Source organism: Clavibacter phaseoli, assembly GCF_021922925.1.
Classification (GTDB): Bacteria; Actinomycetota; Actinomycetes; order Actinomycetales; family Microbacteriaceae; genus Clavibacter; species Clavibacter phaseoli.
The window spans coordinates 1,033,227-1,051,349 of record NZ_CP040786.1; the positions used below are offsets into that span (position 1 = coordinate 1,033,227).

Below are 18,123 nucleotides of genomic sequence, written 5' to 3' on the forward strand. Positions count from 1 at the left end.
CGTGGACGCGCCCGGGACCGGCGTGCGGGACTGCTGTGCGGCAGGCGCGCGGGATCCGCTCAGCGCGCGAGGCGACCCGAGACGACGAAGGTGCCGTCGTCGTCGTCGTCGTCCGCCGTCGGCGACCTCTCGATGCGCGCGGCGAGGCCCGCCGCCTGCATCGCCTCGAGGGCGGCGGTCACCTGGGCCTCGGCGACCTCGACCAGGACGACGCCCGTCGGCGCGAGCCACGGCCCGCCCTCGCGCGCGACGCGTCGCAGCACGTCCAGCCCGTCCTCGCCGCCGTCCCGGGTGGCCTCGGGCTCGTGGAGTCGCGCCTCCGGGGGCATGAGCGCGAGCCCCGCGCGCGGGACGTAGGGCACGTTGGCGACGAGGACGTGGATCCGGCCCCGCAGGCCCGCGGGCAGCGCCGCCATCAGGTCGCCCCGGTGCACGGCCGCCCAGCGCGGGAGGAGGTTCTCGGCGGCGCATGCCACGGCCACGGGATCCACGTCGGCGGCGTGCAGGACCGCGCCGGGCACCTCGTCCGCGATCACGGCGCCGACGGCTCCGGAGCCGCAGCACATGTCGACGACGACGGGATCCTCCACCGCGCGCGCCGCCGCGACGGCCGCCCGGGCCAGCCGCTCGGTGCGGCGACGCGGCACGAACACACCGGGCCGCACGATGATCCGCCGCCCGGCGAACGCGGCCCAGCCGAGGACGGTCTCGAGGGGCTCCCCGGCCACGCGGGCCGCCGTCATCCCCTTGAGCTCGGCCGCGCGGGCGTCTCCCCCGTCCTCCGGATGGCGGTCGGCTGCCTCCGCGACGAGCAGCGCTGCCTCCTCCTCCGCGAACACGCAGCCCGCGGCACGCAGGCGCGCGACCAGCGCGTCGTCGGACCCGGGACGGGACGCGCCGTGCCCGCTCAGATGTCGTCCGTGCCGCGGAGGTGCTCGAGCAGGGCCGCGGCGCGCAGGAGGTCGTCGCCGTGCACCGGCGGCCGGGCCTGCCGCGCGGCCTGCTCCAGCCACTCGGCGCGGGCCGCGCGGACGCCCGAGAGGAGCGCCCGACCGCCGTCGGAGAGGTGCAGGTAGGACCCGACGGGGTCCTCGGACTCCAGCACGAGGCCCTTCTGCATGAGCGACGCCAGGCTCGGGACGGTGGCCGCGCGGGCGGTCCTGGTGTCGAGCGCGAGCGAGGCGCGGTCCATGCGCTCGGTGCCGGAGAGCCGACGGAGGATGAGGATCTGCACCCCGGTCAGCCCGTCCCAGCTCGCGTCGACGGACGCGTCGATGCGCTCGGACACGGAGCTGAGCGCGTCGGCGAGGCGGGCGGGAGGGACGATGGGATCGGTCACGATGCTCCTGACGGTGTGGCGGGCTCCGGCGGGCTCCGGGGGCTCCGGCGGATCCGAGGCTCTGGCCTCCGGCCTGAGGGAGCGTCGTGTCGCTCACGCTAGCCCCCTCGGGGCCCGTCCATGAGATCGGTCCGGCGCGGCGGGCGCCGACGCGACGACGCCCGCCGCGGCGCGGGGCCGGGCGGGCGTCGTGCTGCCGGCGTGCCGGCAGGGGGGATCAGGACGGGAACTGCGTGAAGTCCGCCGTCGCCGGGTCGGCGCCGAGGCGCGTGCCGGTCTCCAGGGTGTCGATCTCGGCGAGCTCCTCGACCGAGAGCTCGACCTCGATGCTCTGGAAGTTCTGGACGATGCGCTCCGGCGTGACCGACTTCGGGATCACGATGCGGCCCTGCGCGAGGTGCCAGGCGAGCACGATCTGCGCGGGGGTGGCGTCCTTCTCCTTCGCGAGGCGCGTGACGATGTCCGACTCCAGGTCGGCGCCCTGGCCGAGGGGGCTGTACGCCTCGACCTCGATGCCGCGCTCGACCGAGAACGTGGAGAGGTCGTGCTGCTGGAACGTCGGGTGCACCTCGATCTGGTTGACCGCGGGCACGACCTCGCTCTCGGCGGCCAGCTTCTCCAGGTGCTCCGGGAGGAAGTTGGAGACGCCGATCGCGCGGATGAGGCCCTCGGCGTGCAGCGCCTCGAACGTCTTCCAGGTCTCAATGTAGAGGCCGTGCTTCGGGTAGGGCCAGTGGATGAGGTAGAGGTCCACCGCGTCGACGCCGAGCTTGCGGCGGCTGTCCTCGAAGGCGGTGCGGGCGCTGTCCGCGCCCTGGTCGCCGTTGCGGAGCTTGGTGGTGATGAAGAGCTCCTCGCGGGGGATGCCCGTCGCCTTGATGGCGGCGCCCACGCCCTCCTCGTTGTAGTAGCCGGCCGCGGTGTCGATGTGGCGGTAGCCGGCCTCGAAGGCGCGCTCGACGGCCTGCTGCGTCTCGGCGGGCGGGGTCTGGAAGACGCCGAAGCCCAGCTGCGGGATGGTGACGCCGTTGTTCAGGGTGATGAGGGGGGATGCCATGTGCTCTCGTCTTCTTCGTCTCGATGGTCACGTCGGATGCGGGAGGCGCCGTCGTGCGCGCCTCGCCGAGTCCTAACCGTACGCCCGGCCCGCGTCCGGACGTCCGGCGACCGCGCCCGCTCCGCGCTGGGCGAACAGGCCGGTCGCCGTGGGGCCGGATGAGGTGGCGCTCCGGAGACGACGGACGGGCGCCGCCCTCTCGCGAGGTGCGGCGCCCGTCGTGGTCGACCGGGGATCGGGTCAGCGGCCGGAGGTCTCCAGCACGTAGCCCTCCTCGCCGTGGACGATCGTGTCGATGCCGGCGATCTCGTCCTCGTTCTTCACCCGGAAGCCCATGGTCTTCTGGATGATCATGCCGATGACGTACGAGAGCACGAAGGAGTAGATCAGCACCGCGAAGGCGGCGAGGGCCTGCTTGCCGAGCTGCTCGAGCGAGCCCGAGTAGATGAGGCCGACGTTCGTCGCGAAGATGCCGATGTAGAGCGTCCCGATGAGGCCGCCGATGAGGTGGATGCCCACCACGTCGAGCGAGTCGTCGAAGCCGAGCTTGAACTTCAGCTCGATCGCGACGGCGCAGACGGCGCCGGCGATGAGGCCGAGGACGATCGCCCAGGTGGGCGACAGCGCGGCGCACGCCGGGGTGATGGCGACGAGGCCCGCGACCGCGCCGGACGCGGCGCCCACCGAGGTGGGCTTGCCGTCGCGGATCTTCTCGACCACGAGCCAGCCGAGGATGGCGGCGGCGGGGGCGGCGATGGTGTTGAGGAACGCGATGGCCGCGATGCCGTCGGCCGCGAGCTCGGAGCCGGCGTTGAAGCCGAACCAGCCGAACCACAGGAGGCCGGCGCCGAGGAGCACGAACGGCGGGTTGTGCGGCACGTGCATGCCCTTGGCGAACCCGACGCGCTTGCCGAGGACCAGCGAGAGGGCGAGGGCCGCGGCACCGGCGTTGATGTGGACGGCCGTGCCGCCCGCGAAGTCGATGGCGCCGACGTTGTAGGCGATCCAGCCGCCGTCGACGGTGGATCCGTCGGCGACCGTGAAGTTGAAGACCCAGCTGGCGACCGGGAAGTAGACGACCGTGGCCCAGACGCCCGCGAAGACCATCCACGCGCCGAACTTCGCGCGGTCGGCGATGGCGCCGGAGATGAGGGCGACCGTGATGATCGCGAACGTGGCCTGGAAGGCCGCGAACGCGAGCGTCGGGTAGGCGCTCGTCTGCTCGCCGAGGGCCGCGGTGTAGGCGTCGCCGAGGCCGAGCTGGCCGAGATCGATGCCGAGGACGCCGTCGATGCCGACGAAGCGCGGATTGCCCGCGGCGCCGTCGGGGCCGTTGCCGAACGTGACCGCGTAGCCGTAGAGCACCCAGAGCAGCCCGATGAGGCCCATGGCCCCGAAGCTCATCATCATCATGCTGATGACGCTCTTGGCCTTGACGAGCCCGCCGTAGAAGAACGCCAGACCCGGCGTCATCAGGAGGACCAGCGCCGCGGCGATCAGGAGGAAGGCGGTGTTGCCTTGGTCCATGGTGTTTCACCTCTCGTAGGTCGTGCAGGGGGTCGCACCGGACGGAGGGCGAGCGGCCGCCCGTGTGGTCGGGGGGTTCGGCGCGAGCCGGGTGCCGGGTACGGATCCAGTGTCGACGGGCGAGGTTTCGCCGGCTCGCCGGACGTGTTTCCGGCGCGTTACACGGACGGTGCCCGTGTGAACATCGTGTTTCCCCGGGCAGCGGGCATGCCGGGGATGGCCCCCGATCCAGGCACGCCGGAGGGAGCTGGGCTAGAGGTCGCGCCCGGCCGCGGTGAGCGAGATGAGCCGCGAGATCGCGCGCAGGTACTTCTTGCGGTAGCCGCCGGCGAGCATCTCGGCCGAGAAGGCCTCGTCGAATGGCGTGCCCGACGCGAGCAGCGGGATCTGCGCGTCGTACACCCGGTCGACGAAGGCGACGAAGCGGAGCGCGTCGGTCTGGCCCTGCAGCTGCGTGACGTCGCGGAGCGCGATCGCATCGACGCCCTCGATGACCTTGACGTACTTGGAGGGGTGCAGCCGGGAGAGGTGCGCGACGAGCTCGGGGAACGCGTCGACGGTCACGGACCGGCCGGCGGCCTGCGCCGCGCCCGCCCGCGCGTCGAGGTCGTCGGCGTCCACCGTGACCGCGTGGCCCTCGAAGGCGCGGCGCCGGTAGTCGAGCCCGTCGATGCGGATGGTGTCGAAGCGGTCGCTCATGGCCTGGATCTCGCGCAGGAAGTCGGCCGCGGCGAAGCGTCCCTCCCCCAGGGCGTTCGGCGGGGTGTTGCTCGTCGCGGCGATGCGCGTGCCGTCGGCCACCAGGTCGGACAGCAGGCGGGTCATCATCATCGTGTCGCCCGGGTCGTCGAGCTCGAACTCGTCGATGGCCACGAGCGTCGCACCGCGCAGGATCCCGACGGCGCCCTGGTAGCCGAGCGCCCCCACCAGCGCCGTGTACTCGATGAAGGTGCCGAAGTACTTCGGTCCCGGCATGGCGTGCCAGAGCGACGCCAGGAGGTGGGTCTTGCCGACGCCGAACCCGCCGTCGAGGTAGACCCCGGGCTTCGGGGCGGGCGCCTTGCGCCGCGAGAACAGGCCGCCGCGGGATCCGGCGCGGTCGCCCGAGAACGCGCGGAGGACCTCGACGGCCTGCGCCTGCGTGTCGTACTCGGGGTCGGGCCGGTAGGTGTCGACACGCGCCTCGTCGAACTGCCGCGGGGGCACGAGGTGCGCGGCGATCTCCTGGCCGGTGATGCTCGGCGAGCGGCCGACGAGGGCGCCCGGTCCCGTGCCCTCCGCGTCGTGGCTCCGCGATCCGATGTCGGCGTTCGTCACAGGTGAGTCTCCGGCTGTCATGTGGCGGTGTCGGGAAGTCCCGCGCAGGGCGAACCGTTACCGTGGATGGTGGTCGACGCGCGGCGCTAGATGCCCGCGCAACACCCACCAGACTAATCCGCGTCCCACCAGCGCGGCCCCCGCGGCCGCGAGAGCAAGGAGAGCCCCATGGCCGTCGAGCCGGACACCACCCCCAGGTTCGCCGAGTACGCCCACCCGGAGCGCCTCGTCAGCGGCGACTGGCTCCAGGAGCGCCTCGCGGACGGCGCCCTGACGCCCGGCCTCGTGGTCGTCGAGTCCGACGAGGACGTGCTCCTCTACGAGACCGGCCACATCCCCGGCGCGGTCAAGCTCGACTGGCACACCGACCTCAACGACCCCGTGCAGCGCGACTACGTCGACGGCGCGCGGTTCGCCCAGCTCATGTCGGAGCGCGGCATCGCGCGCGACAGCACGGTCGTCATCTACGGCGACAAGAGCAACTGGTGGGCCGCGTACGCCCTCTGGGTCTTCACCCTGTTCGGCCACGAGGACGTGCGCCTGCTCGACGGCGGCCGCGACAAGTGGATCGCCGAGGGCCGCCCGACCACGACCGACCGCCCCGAGGTCGCCCCGGTCGAGTACCCCGTCGTCGAGCGCCGCGACGAGGAGATCCGCGCGTTCAAGGACGACGTGCTCGCGCACCTCGGCAACCCGCTCATCGACGTCCGCAGCCCCGAGGAGTACACCGGCCAGCGCACCACCGCGCCCGCCTACCCCGAGGAGGGCGCGCTCCGCGCCGGCCACATCCCCACCTCGCAGAACGTCCCGTGGGCCAAGGCCGCGGCCGACGACGGCTCCTTCCGGACGCGCGCCGAGCTCGACGCGGTCTACCGCGAGGGCGCGGGCCTCGGCGACGGCGACGACGTCGTGGTCCTCTGCCGCATCGGGGAGCGCTCGAGCCACACGTGGTTCGTGCTCACGCACCTGCTGGGCTTCGAGGGCGTGCGCAACTACGACGGCTCCTGGACCGAGTGGGGATCCGCCGTGCGCGTCCCCATCGTCCAGGGCGCCGAGCCCGGGGAGCTGCCCGCCCGATGACCGGATCCCCCGAGCTGCCCGCGGCGCTCGCCGAGATCCGCGACGACTTCCTCGCGCTCGAGCAGCGCGACCGGCTCCTGCTCCTCCTCGACTTCAGCAACGAGCTCCCCGAGCTGCCCGCGCGGTACGCCGACCACCCGGACCTGCTCGAGCGCGTCGAGGAGTGCCAGTCGCCGGTGTTCATGTTCGTGGAGGTCGTCGACGGCGACGTGCACGTGCACGCCCAGGCGCCCGCCGAGGCGCCGACGAGCCGCGGGTTCGCGTCGATCCTCGCGCAGGGCCTCGACGGGCTCCCGGCCGACGTGGTGCTCGCGGTGCCCGACGACTACCCGTCCACCATCGGGCTCGACGCCGCCGTGTCGCCGCTGCGCATGCGCGGCATGACGGCGATGCTCGGGCGCGTCAAGCGCCAGGTGCGCGAGCGGCTCGCCGGGTGAGGATCGCGCGGGTCCTGCCCGTCCCCCGGCCGGGCGACCCGGTGCACGCGCGCGGGTTGGACGACGACGGCACGAGGGAGTGGCTCGAGGGCCTCTACCGTCCGGGATCCCGCGACCACGTCCGCCTCAACTTCGTGGCGTCGGTCGACGGCAGCGTCATCGGCGCCGACGGCACGTCCGACAGCCTCTCGAGCGCGGTCGACCGGCGGATCCTCGGCGTTATCCGCGAGCTCGCCGACGTCGTGCTCGTGGGCGCGGGCACGGTGCGCGCCGAGCGCTACGTGCTCCCCCGCCGCACCCCCCTGGCCGTCGCGACCTCCTCGGGCGACCTGGAGGGGCACCGCTTCGACCCGGACGCCGGACCCGGACGCCTGCTCGTGCTGTGCCCGCCCGAATCGCGCGACCGGGCCGTGGCGACGCTGGGCGGCGTGCCCGCCGAGATCGTGCCCGTGCCGCTGGGCGCCGCGGCCGACGGGCGGATGGGCGGCGACCACGTCGTCGACGCGCTCCGCGGCCGCGGGCTGACGCACGTCGTGTGCGAGGGCGGGCCCGCGCTCGCCGCGTCCCTCCTCGCGTCGGGCCGCGTGGACGAGCTCTGCCTCACGACCTCGCCCGAGCTCGTGACGCCGCTGACGCCGCTCGTGCCGGCGGGCTCGGGCATCCACGCGTCGATGCGGCTCGACCAGCTGCTCGTCGACGACGACCACCGCACCTACGCCCGCTGGACGCTGCCGCGGGGCTGATCCCCTGGTCGCGCCGTGATCGGCATCCGCGCCGCGCGTCCCCGCCGCGGCGTGGCTCCCGGGCCGGGGCGCGCCGGAACGTAGTCTGCCCCCGTGGTAGACACCCGTGACAGTGCCGAGGATCCGCCCGAGTTCCGCGCGGCGCTGGACGCGCTGCGTCGCGCGACCACGCGGTCCGAGCTCGTGCTCACGGAGATCCCCTCCCCCTCGAGCAACCTGGCGCCCTACGCCGTGGCGCTCGCCGCCGACGTCTCGCCGTCCGGCCACGCCTCCGACTCGGAGCTCGGCACCGGCCGCTTCATCCTGTTGCACGACCCCGAGGAGCCGGACGCGTGGGGCGGGGCCTTCCGCGTGGTCTGCTTCGCGCAGGCGCCGCTCGAGACCGACATGGGGACGGATCCGTTCCTCGCCGACGTCGCGTGGTCCTGGCTGGTCGACGGCCTCGCCTCCCGCGGAGCCCGGTACTCGTCGCCGTCGGGCACCGCTACCCGGATCATCTCCACCGGCTACGGCGAGCTCGCCCGTCAGGGCAGCGGCGCCAAGATCGAGCTGCGCGCCTCGTGGACCCCGGCGGACGCCGACGTGACCGCCCATGTGGAAGGCTGGGGGGAACTACTGTGCATGCTCGCCGGACTGCCTCCCGCGGGCGAAGGAGTGACACTGCTATCAGCGCGACGCACCCGGACGTGAACGCCCCGTCCGACATCCCCGACCCCGACGCGACCGGCGGTCCCGACGCGACCGGCGGCGACGCCGCAGCCGACGAGCGGCCCGCGACGGGCCTCCGCCGACCGGCGATGGGCACGTCCCTGTTCTCCGACGTCCCCGGATCCACCGCCACCGACGCCGTCGTCGCGCGGATCCGCACCCGCACCCGGCGGGCCGAGTCGGATCCCGTCCCCGAGCCGGCGCCCGCCGCCATCGCGCCCACGGAGCCCGACGCACCCGCGCGGAAGCCCCTCCGCGAGGCCGCCGCCACCGGTGACCTCACCGTCATCGACACGCGCGAGGAGTACCTCCGCGCCGTCGAGGCCATCGCGGCCGGCACCGGTCCCATCGCGGTCGACGCCGAGCGCGCCTCGGGCTTCCGCTACAGCCAGCGCGCGTACCTGATCCAGGTCTTCCGCCGCGGCGCCGGCACCTTCCTCTTCGACCCGCCCGCCGTCGGCGACTTCTCGGAGCTCGACGAGGTGATCCGCGACGTCGAGTGGGTCCTCCACGCCGCCAGCCAGGACCTCGCGTGCCTTCGCGAGGTCGGCCTCGACCCGCAGCGCATCTTCGACACGGAGCTCGCCTCGCGGCTGCTCGGCCTGCCGCGCGTCGGCCTCGGCACTGTGGTGGAGGAGCTGCTCGGGATCCACCTCGCCAAGGAGCACTCCGCCGCCGACTGGTCGACCCGCCCGCTCCCCCGCGCCTGGCTCGTCTACGCCGCGCTGGACGTGGAGCTGCTCGTCGACGTGCGCGACGAGATCGCGCGCCGCCTCGAGGAGCAGGGCAAGGCCGACATCGCCGCGCAGGAGTTCGCCGCGACCATCGCCAAGGAGGCGAAGCCCGCCCGGGTCGAGCCGTGGCGTCGCCTGAGCGGTCTGCACGGGGTCCGCGGCGGTCGCAACCTCGCGGTCGCGAAGGAGCTGTGGGAGGCCCGCGACGCGTACGCGCGCGAGGTCGACACGAGCCCCGGCCGCCTCGTCCCCGACGGGTCGCTCGTCGCGGTCGCGCGGGTCCTGCCGCAGACCAAGCGCGACCTCGCCGCCGTGCGCGAGTTCTCGGGCCGCGCGAGCCGCAGCGAGATCGACCGCTGGTGGGCCGCCGTCGAGCGCGGCCTCGCCGCCACCGAGTTCCCGCAGCTGCGGGGCACGGGCGAGACCATGCCGCCGCCGAAGGCCTGGGCCGACAAGGATCCCGCCGCCGACCGCCGCCTCAAGCGCGCCCGCGTCGCCGTGCAGGAGGTCGCGACCGCGATGGGCGTGCCGCAGGAGAACCTGCTGACGCCCGAGGTGCTGCGTCGCGTCGCCTGGACGCCGCCCGCCGACCTCGCGCCCGACGACGTCGCGGACGCCCTCGCGTCGTGGGGGGCGCGCCCCTGGCAGATCGAGGCGACGGCCGCTCAGGTGGCCGCGGCCTTTGTCGATGCTGGCCAAGCCGACGACGCGACCGACGACGGGGCCTCGTAGGAACAGTCAACGGATTCGGCGCCCCTCCGGCCTCTCCCTAGGGTGGGGGAAATCGATGCGAGGAGGCGTCAGTGGTCGAGAGAGCCGAAGTCCATTTCGTGGACGGGGTCCGCACCCCGTTCGGACGAGCGGGTGAGAAGGGCATGTACTGGCGGACCCGCGCCGACGACCTGGTGGTCAAGGCCATGATCGGGTTGCTCGAGCGGAACCCGCAGGTGCCGAAGGACCGGATCGACGAGGTCGCCATCGCGGCCACGACGCAGACGGGCGACCAGGGCCTCACCCTCGGCCGCACCGCCGCGCTGCTGGCCGGGCTCCCTCGGTCCGTCCCCGGCTTCGCCATCGACCGGATGTGCGCGGGCGCCATGACGAGCGTCACCGCCACCGCGGGCGGCATCGCGTTCGGCGCCTACGACCTCGCGATCGCGGGCGGCGTCGAGCACATGGGCCGCCACCCGATGGGCTTCGACGCGGACCCGAACCCCCGCTTCCTCGCCGAGCGCCTCGTGAGCCAGGACGCCCTCAACATGGGGAACACGGCAGAGCGGATCCACGACCGCTTCCCGTCGCTCACCCGCGAGCGCGCCGACCGCTACGCCCTCGCGAGCCAGCGCAAGACCGCGCTCGCCTACGCGAACGGCGACATCCAGCCGGACCTCGTTCCCGTCGCGACCCGGTCCGACCAGGGCTGGGGGCTCGCCACGCGCGACGAGGCCATGCGCCCCGAGACCACCCTCGAGGGGCTCGCCGGCCTCCGCACCCCGTTCCGCCCGCACGGCCGCGTCACGGCCGGCAACTCGTCGGGCCTCAACGACGGCGCGACCGCCGCCCTCCTCGCGAGCGGCGACGCCGTGAAGGAGCTCGGCCTCTCCCCGAAGATGACCCTGGTGTCCTTCGCGTTCGCGGGCGTCGAGCCCGAGATCATGGGCATCGGACCCGTGCCGAGCACCGAGAAGGCGCTCCGGAAGGCCGGGCTCACGATCGACGACATCGGGCTCTTCGAGCTCAACGAGGCGTTCGCCATCCAGGTGCTCAGCCTCCTCGACCACTTCGGCATCGACGACGACGACCCGCGCGTCAACGAGTACGGCGGCGCGATCGCCGTCGGCCACCCGCTCGCGTCGAGCGGCGTCCGGCTCATGAACCAGCTCGCGCGCCAGTTCGAGCAGCACCCGGAGGTCCGCTACGGCCTCACGGCGATGTGCGTCGGCCTCGGCCAGGGCGGCAGCGTCATCTGGGAGAACCCGCACTTCACCGGCAAGAGGAAGAGGAACAAGTGACCGACACCAGCCGCTTCCGGGAGCTCGTGGCGCTCGACCCCGACGAGGTCGTCACCCACTCGCACGTCCGCGACGTGCCGCTGCCCTCGGGCGGCGTGCTCGCGCTCGTCACGCTCGACAACGGGCGCGACCACACCCGTCCGTCGACCCTCGGGCCGGCCACCCTGCTGGAGCTCGCCGACGCGCTCGACGGCCTCGCGGCGCGGGCGGCGTCCGGCGAGATCCGCGGGGTCGCCATCACGGGCAAGCCGTTCATCCTCGCCGCGGGCGCCGACCTCAGCAAGGTCGGCGAGATCCCCAGCCGCGAGGTCGGCCGCCAAATGGCGCAGCTCGGGCACGACACCCTCGGCCGGCTGCACCGTCTCGGCGTGCCGTCGTTCACGTTCATCAACGGGCTCGCGCTCGGCGGCGGGCTCGAGATCGGCCTGAACTCGGACTACCGCACGGTCGACGAGTCCGTGCCCGCGGTCGCGCTGCCCGAGGTCTTCCTCGGGATCATCCCCGGCTGGGGCGGCGCGTGGCTGCTGCCGAACCTGATCGGCATCGAGAACGCCCTCAAGGTGGTCATCGAGAACCCGCTCAAGAACAACCGCACGCTGAAGGCCGCGGACGTCATGGAGCTCGGCATCGCCGACGCGTCCTTCCCCTCCGCCTCGTTCCTCGAGCAGTCGATCCGCTGGGCCGACGGGGTCATCTCCGGCGCGATCGAGGTGAAGCGGCCGAACGCGCCGGGCCGCCTCGAGCGCATCGCGAAGTGGGACGTCGCCATCGGGATCGCGCGGAAGTCGCTCGAGCAGCGGATCGGCACGGTCGCCCTCTCGCCGTACCGCGCCCTCGACCTCCTGCAGGCCGCGAAGCGGAGCACGCGCGAGGAGGGCTTCGCCGCCGAGGACGAGGCCCTCGCCGACCTCATCTCGGGCGACCAGTTCCGCGCCAGCATCTACGCGTTCGACCTCGTGCAGAAGCGCGCCAAGCGCCCCGCGGGAGCGCCGGACGCGAAGGCGGCCCGGCCGGTCACCAAGGTCGGCGTCGTCGGCGCCGGCCTCATGGCGTCGCAGTTCGCGCTGCTGTTCGTGCGCCGGCTGCAGGTGCCCGTGGTCATCACCGACCTCGACCAGGCGCGCGTCGACGCGGGGGTCGCCGGCATCCACGGGGAGATCCGGAAGCTCGCCGAGAAGGGGCGCATCTCCCCCGACGAGGCCAACCGGCTCACCGCGCTCATCACGGGCACGACCGACAAGGCCGACTTCGCCGACGCGGACTGGGTCATCGAGGCCGTGTTCGAGGAGCTGGGCGTGAAGCAGGCGGTGTTCGCCGAGATCGAGCAGCACGTGTCGGAGACGGCGATCCTCGCGACCAACACGTCGAGCCTCTCGGTCGAGCGCATCGCCGAGCGCCTGCAGCACCCGGAGCGGGTCGTGGGCTTCCACTTCTTCAACCCGGTCGCCGTGATGCCGCTCATCGAGGTCGTGCGCACGCCGCAGACCACCGACGAGACGCTGTCGACCGCGATGCAGGTCGCGAAGAGGCTCCGGAAGAACGCCGTCATCACGAGGGACACCCCCGGCTTCGTGGTGAACCGGATCCTCGCGAAGGTCCTCGGCGAGGCCATGCACGCCGTGGACACGGGCACGCCCTTCGAGGTCGTCGACCGGTCGCTCGCGCCGTTCGGCCTGCCGATGACGCCGTTCGAGCTGCTCGAGCTCGTGGGACTCAAGGTCGGCGCGCACGTGCTCGACACGCATCACGCCGCGTTCCCCGACCGCTTCTTCGAGAGCCCCAACCTCCACCGGCTCGCGGACCTCGGTCGGATCTACGCGCGCGACGCGAAGGGCCGCCCGACGGGCTTCGACAAGGAGGCCGTGCGCATCGTGAAGGGCGGCACGGACCCGATGACGGCGGAGGAGATCCGCGCGCGCGTCGAGACGGGGCTCGCGGACGAGGTGCATCGCATGCTCGAGGACGACGTCGTGCACGCGGCGGAGGACATCGACCTGTGCCTCATCCTCGGCGCCGGCTACCCGTTCCAGATGGGCGGCCTCACGCCGTACCTCGACCGCGTCGGGGCGAGCGACCGGGCGTTCGGCGACACGTTCCACCACCCGCCCATCCGCGGCGTGGCGTAGCTCCACCGGCACGACAGGAGGGCCCGGCCGCATCGGCCGGGCCCTCCTCGCGTGCGTCGGGCGGTCAGGCCTGCTCGTCGTCCTCCGTGCGGATCGAGACGCGGTCCCCGTCCTCCGGCAGCGGCCGGGCCGCGGGCACGCGGCTACCGAGCACCTGGGCGACGACGTCCCGTGCGATGTGCTGCGGCGTGAGGCCGATGCGCTCGAGGATCTCCGAGCGCGTGCCGTGGTCGAGGAACTCGTCCGGCAGGCCTAGCTCGGTCACGCCGGTGTCGATGCCGGCCTCGCGGAGGTCCTGGCGGATGCGCGTGCCGATGCCGCCCACGACGACGCCGTCCTCGATCGTCACGACGAGCCGGTGCGTGCCGCCGAGCTCCACGACGCTGCGCGGCACGGGCACGACCCACCGCGGGTCGACGACGGTGGCGCCGATGCCCTGCGCGGCGAGGCGCTTCGCGACCTCGATGCCCATGGTCGCCATGGGACCCACGGTGACGATGAGCACGTCCTGGGACGCCGACTCGTGCAGCACGTCGACGCCGTCGTCCAGGCGTCGCACGGCCTCGATCTCGTCGCCGACGTTGCCCTTGGAGAAGCGCACGACGGTCGGCGCGTCGTCGACCTTCACGGCCTCGCCGAGCTCCTCGCGGAGGCGGGTGGCGTCGCGCGGGGCGCTCAGGCGGATGTGCGGCACGATCTGCAGCAGCGCCAGGTCCCACATGCCGTGGTGGCTCGGCCCGTCGGGACCGGTGACGCCCGCGCGGTCGAGCACGAAGGTCACGCCGGCGCGGTGCAGCGCGACGTCCATGAGCACCTGGTCGAAGGCGCGGTTGACGAAGGTGGCGTAGAGCGCGACCACGGGGTGGAGGCCCCCGTACGCGAGGCCCGCGGCGCTCGTCACCGCGTGCTGCTCGGCGATGCCGACGTCGTGCACGCGCTCCGGGAAGCGCTCCGCGAACCGGTCGAGGCCGACCGGGCGCAGCATGGCGGCGGTGATCCCGACGATGCGCTCGTCCTGCTCCGCGAGGTGCAGGATCTCGTCGGCGAAGACGCTGGTCCAGCTGGGGGCGTGCGACGCGTCGACGGGCTCGCCGGTCTCGGGGTCGATCTGCCCCACCGCGTGGAACTGGTCCGCGACGTCCCGGCGGGCGGGCTCGTACCCGCGGCCCTTCTCCGTGATCGCGTGCACGATGACGGGCGCGCCGTAGTCGCGCGCCTGCTCGAGCGCCTCCTCCATCGCCTGCTGGTCGTGCCCGTCGATGGGCCCCAGGTACTTGATGTCGAGGTTGGAGTACAGCGCCTCGTTGTCGGTGACGCGCGTGAGGAAGCCGTGCAGGCCCCCGCGGAGGCCGCGGTAGAGGCTGTCCCCGGGTGCTCCGAAGACGCCGAACACGCGCTGGCTCGTCTCGTACAGCCCGCGGTAGGTGCGGCGGGTGCGCACCGTGTTGAGGAACCGGGCCATGCCGCCGATGGTCGGGGCGTAGGACCGCCCGTTGTCGTTGACGACGATGATCAGCTTCCGCGTGTTGTCGTCGGAGATGTTGTTGAGCGCCTCCCACGTCATGCCGCCGGTGAGGGCGCCGTCGCCCACCACCGCGACCACGTGGCGGTCGGTCTGGCCCGTGATCCCGAAGGCCCGCGAGATCCCGTCGGCCCAGCTCAGCGAGCTCGACGCGTGCGAGCTCTCGACGATGTCGTGCTCCGACTCCGCGCGCTGAGGGTAGCCGGCCAGGCCGCCCGACTCGCGGAGCCGCGAGAAGTCCTGCCGGCCCGTGAGCAGCTTGTGCACGTACGACTGGTGGCCGGTGTCGAAGACGATGGGGTCCCTCGGGGAGTCGAAGACCCGGTGGATGGCGAGGGTCGTCTCGACGACGCCGAGGTTCGGCCCGAGGTGGCCGCCCGTCTTGGAGACCTCCGCGACGAGGAACTGCCGGATCTCCGCCGCGAGCTCGAGCATCTGCTCGCGGCTCAGCCGGTCGAGGTCCCGGGGTCCCGTGATCGTCTCGAGGATTCCCATGCTGACCGCCTTCCATCGGGAGCCATGTCCAGGCTCCCGCCTCATCGAGTGTACGCAGGGCCCTGCATGCACGAAGGAGGCCGGGCGTCGCCGCCCGGCCTCCTCAGGTCGCCGTTACGCGACCAGGCTGCGCAGCACGTACTGCAGGATGCCGCCGTTGCGGTAGTAGTCCGCCTCGCCGGGGGTGTCGATGCGCACGACCGCGTCGAACTCCACCGTCTCCTTGCCCGCGGCAGAGTCGGCGGTGGGCGCCGCGACGACGTGCACCGTGCGCGGCGTGGTGCCGGAGTTCAGCTCCTCGAGCCCGGTGATGCTGATCTCCTCGGTGCCGTCGAGCCCGAGCGACGCCCAGGTCTCGCCCGCCGGGAACTGCAGCGGGACGACGCCCATGCCGATGAGGTTGGAGCGGTGGATCCGCTCGAAGCTCTCGGTGATGACCGCCTTGACGCCCAGGAGGCTCGTGCCCTTCGCCGCCCAGTCGCGCGACGAGCCGGAGCCGTACTCCTTGCCGCCGAGGATCACGAGCGGGGTGCCCGCCGCCTGGTAGTTCTCGGACGCGTCGTAGATGAACGACTGCGGGCCGCCCTCCTGCGTGAAGTCGCGCGTGTAGCCGCCCTCGACGCCGTCGAGCAGCTGGTTGCGGAGGCGGATGTTCGCGAACGTGCCGCGGATCATGACCTCGTGGTTGCCGCGGCGCGAGCCGTAGGAGTTGTAGTCCTTGCGGCCGACGCCGTGCTCGTCGAGGTAGCGGCCCGCGGGGCTGTCCGCCTTGATCGAGCCGGCCGGGCTGATGTGGTCGGTCGTGACCGAGTCGCCCAGCTTGGCGAGGACGCGCGCGCCCTGGATGTCGGAGACCGGCGTGATCTCCATCGTGAGGCCCTCGAAGTACGGGGGCTTCCGCACGTAGGTCGACTCCGCGTCCCACTCGAACGTCGCGCCAATGGGCGTGGGGAGCGAGCGCCAGCGCTCGTCGCCGTCGAAGACGCCGGCGTACTGGTGCGTGAACATGCCCGTGTCGATGGAGCTGTCGATGGTCGACTGGACCTCGGCCGCGTCGGGCCAGATGTCCTTGAGGAACACGTCGTTGCCGTCGGCGTCGGTGCCCAGCGCGTCGGCGTCGAAGTCGAAGTTCATCGACCCGGCCAGCGCGTAGGCGATCACGAGCGGCGGGCTCGCCAGGTAGTTCATCTTCACGTCGGGGTTGATGCGGCCCTCGAAGTTCCGGTTGCCCGAGAGGACGGCCGTGACGGCGAGGTCGTTGTCCTGCACCGCGGTGGAGATCTCGTCGATCAGCGGGCCCGAGTTGCCGATGCAGGTCGTGCAGCCGTAGCCGACCGTGTAGAAGCCGAGGTCCTCGAGGTACGTGGTGAGGCCGGACTTCTCGTAGTAGTCCGTGACGACCTTGGATCCGGGCGCCAGCGTGGTCTTGACCCACGGCTTGGCCTTGAGGCCCTTCTTGCTCGCGTTGCGGGCGAGGAGCCCGGCCGCGAGCATGACCGACGGGTTGGACGTGTTGGTGCACGAGGTGATGGCCGCGATGGCGACCGCGCCGTGGTCCAGCGTGAAGTCGCTGCCGTCCTCGAGGGTGACGTGCGTGGGCTTCGAGACCGAGGAGGGGCTTTGCGACGCGTGGTGGTGCTCGTGCGACGAGTGCTCGTCCTCCGGCTGCAGCTCGCCCGGGTCGGACGCCGGGAAGCTCATCGCCGTCGTGAGGTCGACGATGTCGTGGTCGACCTGCGCGTAGTCGTTGAGGTCGCGCTCGAACTGCGACTTCGCGTCGGTCAGCTCGATGCGGTCCTGTGGGCGCTTCGGGCCGGCGATGGAGGGGACGACCGTCGAGAGGTCGAGCTCCAGGTACTCGCTGAACGACGGCTCGACGTCGGCGTCGTGCCACAGCTTCTGCTCCTTGGCGTACGCCTCGACGAGCGCGACCTGCTCCTCGCTGCGGCCGGTGAGGCGCAGGTACTCGAGGGTGACGTCGTCGATGGGGAAGACGGCCGCGGTCGAGCCGAACTCGGGGCTCATGTTGCCGATGGTGGCGCGGTTGGCGAGCGGGACGGCGCCGACGCCCGTGCCGTAGAACTCCACGAACTTGCCGACGACGCCGTGCTTGCGCAGCATCTGCGTGATCGTGAGCACCACGTCCGTCGCGGTGACGCCCGTGGGGATCTCGCCCGCGAGCTTGAAGCCGACGACCTTGGGGATGAGCATCGAGACGGGCTGGCCGAGCATGGCCGCCTCCGCCTCGATCCCGCCGACGCCCCAGCCCAGCACGCCCAGGCCGTTGACCATGGTGGTGTGCGAGTCGGTGCCGACGCAGGTGTCGGGGTACGCCTGGAGCGCGCCGCCCACCTCGCGCGTCATCGTGACGCGGGCGAGGTGCTCGATGTTGACCTGGTGGACGATGCCCGTGCCGGGCGGGACGACCTTGAAGTCCTCGAACGCCGTCTGGCCCCAGCGGAGGAACTGGTACCGCTCGCCGTTGCGCTCGTACTCGATGTCGACGTTGCGCTCGAGCGCGTCCTCGGAGCCGAAGAGGTCGGCGATGACCGAGTGGTCGATCACGAGCTCGGCGGGCGCCAGCGGGTTGATCTTGGTGGGGTCGCCGCCCAGCTCGCCGACGGCCTCGCGCATGGTGGCGAGGTCGACGATGCAGGGGACGCCGGTGAAGTCCTGCATCACGACGCGCGCGGGCGTGAACTGGATCTCGGTGTCGGGCTCGGACTCCGGGGCCCAGTCGCCGAGGGCGCTGATCTGGCTGCCGGTGACGTTCTTGCCGTCCTCGGTGCGGAGGAGGTTCTCGAGCAGCACCTTGAGGCTGAACGGGAGACGCTCGTGGCCCGCCACGGTGTCGATGCGGTAGATCTCGTAGTCGGTGTCCCCGACGCGGAGTGTGTCCTTCGCGCCGAAGCTGTTGATTGCAGACACGTGGCCCTCTTCCCTCGCTGGATGGGCGCGGAAGTCGATTCCGCCCGTCATCCGATCTTGGTCGCCCGCCGCGGCCGGGTCCAGTAAGGCGACCCTGA

Annotated in this window: 14 protein-coding genes; 7 read left to right on the forward strand and 7 right to left on the reverse strand. The window is 72.5% G+C overall.

Annotated elements, in window-relative coordinates; translation table 11 throughout:
* Positions 1 to 59: 59 nt before the first annotated feature.
* From FGI33_RS04825 to zapE, 5 genes are all read right to left on the reverse strand, one after another.
* Entirely contained in the window at positions 60 to 839 is a 780-nt protein-coding gene (locus FGI33_RS04825) for a putative protein N(5)-glutamine methyltransferase (protein WP_237582337.1), read from the reverse strand.
* A 68-nt stretch (positions 840 to 907) separates the two neighbouring features.
* Positions 908 to 1,339, reverse strand: coding sequence for a helix-turn-helix domain-containing protein (locus FGI33_RS04830; RefSeq protein WP_119435126.1), 432 nt, complete (start codon positions 1,337 to 1,339; stop codon positions 908 to 910).
* A gap of 217 nt (positions 1,340 to 1,556) precedes the next feature.
* A complete protein-coding gene (locus tag FGI33_RS04835) occupies positions 1,557 to 2,396 on the reverse strand; it encodes an aldo/keto reductase (protein WP_119434706.1) in 840 nt (279 codons plus the stop codon).
* Between the two features lie 240 nt (positions 2,397 to 2,636).
* Complete coding sequence (locus tag FGI33_RS04840) at positions 2,637 to 3,923, reverse strand: ammonium transporter (protein WP_119434705.1); 1,287 nt, start codon at positions 3,921 to 3,923, stop codon at positions 2,637 to 2,639.
* 252 nt (positions 3,924 to 4,175) lie between these two features.
* Positions 4,176 to 5,240 (reverse strand): cell division protein ZapE, encoded by a 1,065-nt coding sequence (gene zapE, locus FGI33_RS04845; protein ID WP_119434704.1) that lies wholly within the window; start codon positions 5,238 to 5,240, stop codon positions 4,176 to 4,178.
* Positions 5,241 to 5,408: 168 nt separating this feature from the next.
* Between zapE and FGI33_RS04850 the strand changes: the two genes are divergently transcribed.
* From FGI33_RS04850 to FGI33_RS04880, 7 genes are all read left to right on the forward strand, one after another.
* The gene (locus FGI33_RS04850) at positions 5,409 to 6,320 is read left to right on the forward strand and encodes a sulfurtransferase (RefSeq protein ID WP_119434703.1); all 912 of its coding nucleotides are present in this window, start codon (positions 5,409 to 5,411) and stop codon (positions 6,318 to 6,320) included.
* Positions 6,317 to 6,757, forward strand: coding sequence for a SufE family protein (locus FGI33_RS04855; protein WP_043586825.1), 441 nt, complete (start codon positions 6,317 to 6,319; stop codon positions 6,755 to 6,757). The genes FGI33_RS04850 and FGI33_RS04855 overlap by 4 nt, the downstream gene beginning before the upstream one ends.
* Positions 6,754 to 7,500, forward strand: coding sequence for a dihydrofolate reductase family protein (locus FGI33_RS04860; RefSeq protein ID WP_237582338.1), 747 nt, complete (start codon positions 6,754 to 6,756; stop codon positions 7,498 to 7,500). Before FGI33_RS04855 ends, FGI33_RS04860 begins: the two co-directional genes overlap by 4 nt.
* Before the next feature lie 93 nt (positions 7,501 to 7,593).
* A complete protein-coding gene (locus tag FGI33_RS04865; protein ID WP_119373099.1) occupies positions 7,594 to 8,190 on the forward strand; it encodes a DUF3000 domain-containing protein in 597 nt (198 codons plus the stop codon).
* Positions 8,187 to 9,674, forward strand: a complete 1,488-nt coding sequence (locus tag FGI33_RS04870; RefSeq protein WP_237582339.1) for a ribonuclease D — start codon at positions 8,187 to 8,189, stop codon at positions 9,672 to 9,674. Before FGI33_RS04865 ends, FGI33_RS04870 begins: the two co-directional genes overlap by 4 nt.
* A 143-nt stretch (positions 9,675 to 9,817) precedes the next feature.
* Complete coding sequence (locus FGI33_RS04875; protein WP_239529191.1) at positions 9,818 to 10,954, forward strand: thiolase family protein; 1,137 nt, start codon at positions 9,818 to 9,820, stop codon at positions 10,952 to 10,954.
* Complete coding sequence (locus FGI33_RS04880; protein WP_119434159.1) at positions 10,951 to 13,080, forward strand: 3-hydroxyacyl-CoA dehydrogenase NAD-binding domain-containing protein; 2,130 nt, start codon at positions 10,951 to 10,953, stop codon at positions 13,078 to 13,080. The genes FGI33_RS04875 and FGI33_RS04880 overlap by 4 nt, the downstream gene beginning before the upstream one ends.
* A 64-nt stretch (positions 13,081 to 13,144) precedes the next feature.
* On the opposite strand, the gene dxs is transcribed toward FGI33_RS04880, so the two are convergent.
* Both dxs and acnA read right to left on the reverse strand, forming a co-directional pair.
* Positions 13,145 to 15,097: a 1-deoxy-D-xylulose-5-phosphate synthase gene (gene dxs, locus FGI33_RS04885; protein WP_119434158.1), complete on the reverse strand. Its 1,953-nt coding sequence runs from the start codon at positions 15,095 to 15,097 to the stop codon at positions 13,145 to 13,147.
* A gap of 114 nt (positions 15,098 to 15,211) precedes the next feature.
* A complete protein-coding gene (gene acnA, locus FGI33_RS04890; protein WP_119434157.1) occupies positions 15,212 to 18,025 on the reverse strand; it encodes an aconitate hydratase AcnA in 2,814 nt (937 codons plus the stop codon).
* Between the last annotated feature and the right edge of the window lie 98 nt (positions 18,026 to 18,123).

Excerpts from the sequence above, each read along its gene's own strand:
- FGI33_RS04835 (WP_119434706.1), bottom strand. The coding sequence starts at position 2,396 with ATGGCATCCCCCCTCATCACCCTGAACAACGGCGTCACCATCCCGCAG.
- FGI33_RS04840 (WP_119434705.1), bottom strand. The coding sequence starts at position 3,923 with ATGGACCAAGGCAACACCGCCTTCCTCCTGATCGCCGCGGCGCTGGTC.
- FGI33_RS04850 (WP_119434703.1), top strand. The coding sequence starts at position 5,409 with ATGGCCGTCGAGCCGGACACCACCCCCAGGTTCGCCGAGTACGCCCAC.
- FGI33_RS04855 (WP_043586825.1), top strand. The coding sequence starts at position 6,317 with ATGACCGGATCCCCCGAGCTGCCCGCGGCGCTCGCCGAGATCCGCGAC.
- FGI33_RS04875 (WP_239529191.1), top strand. The coding sequence starts at position 9,818 with ATGTACTGGCGGACCCGCGCCGACGACCTGGTGGTCAAGGCCATGATC.
- dxs (WP_119434158.1), bottom strand. The coding sequence starts at position 15,097 with ATGGGAATCCTCGAGACGATCACGGGACCCCGGGACCTCGACCGGCTG.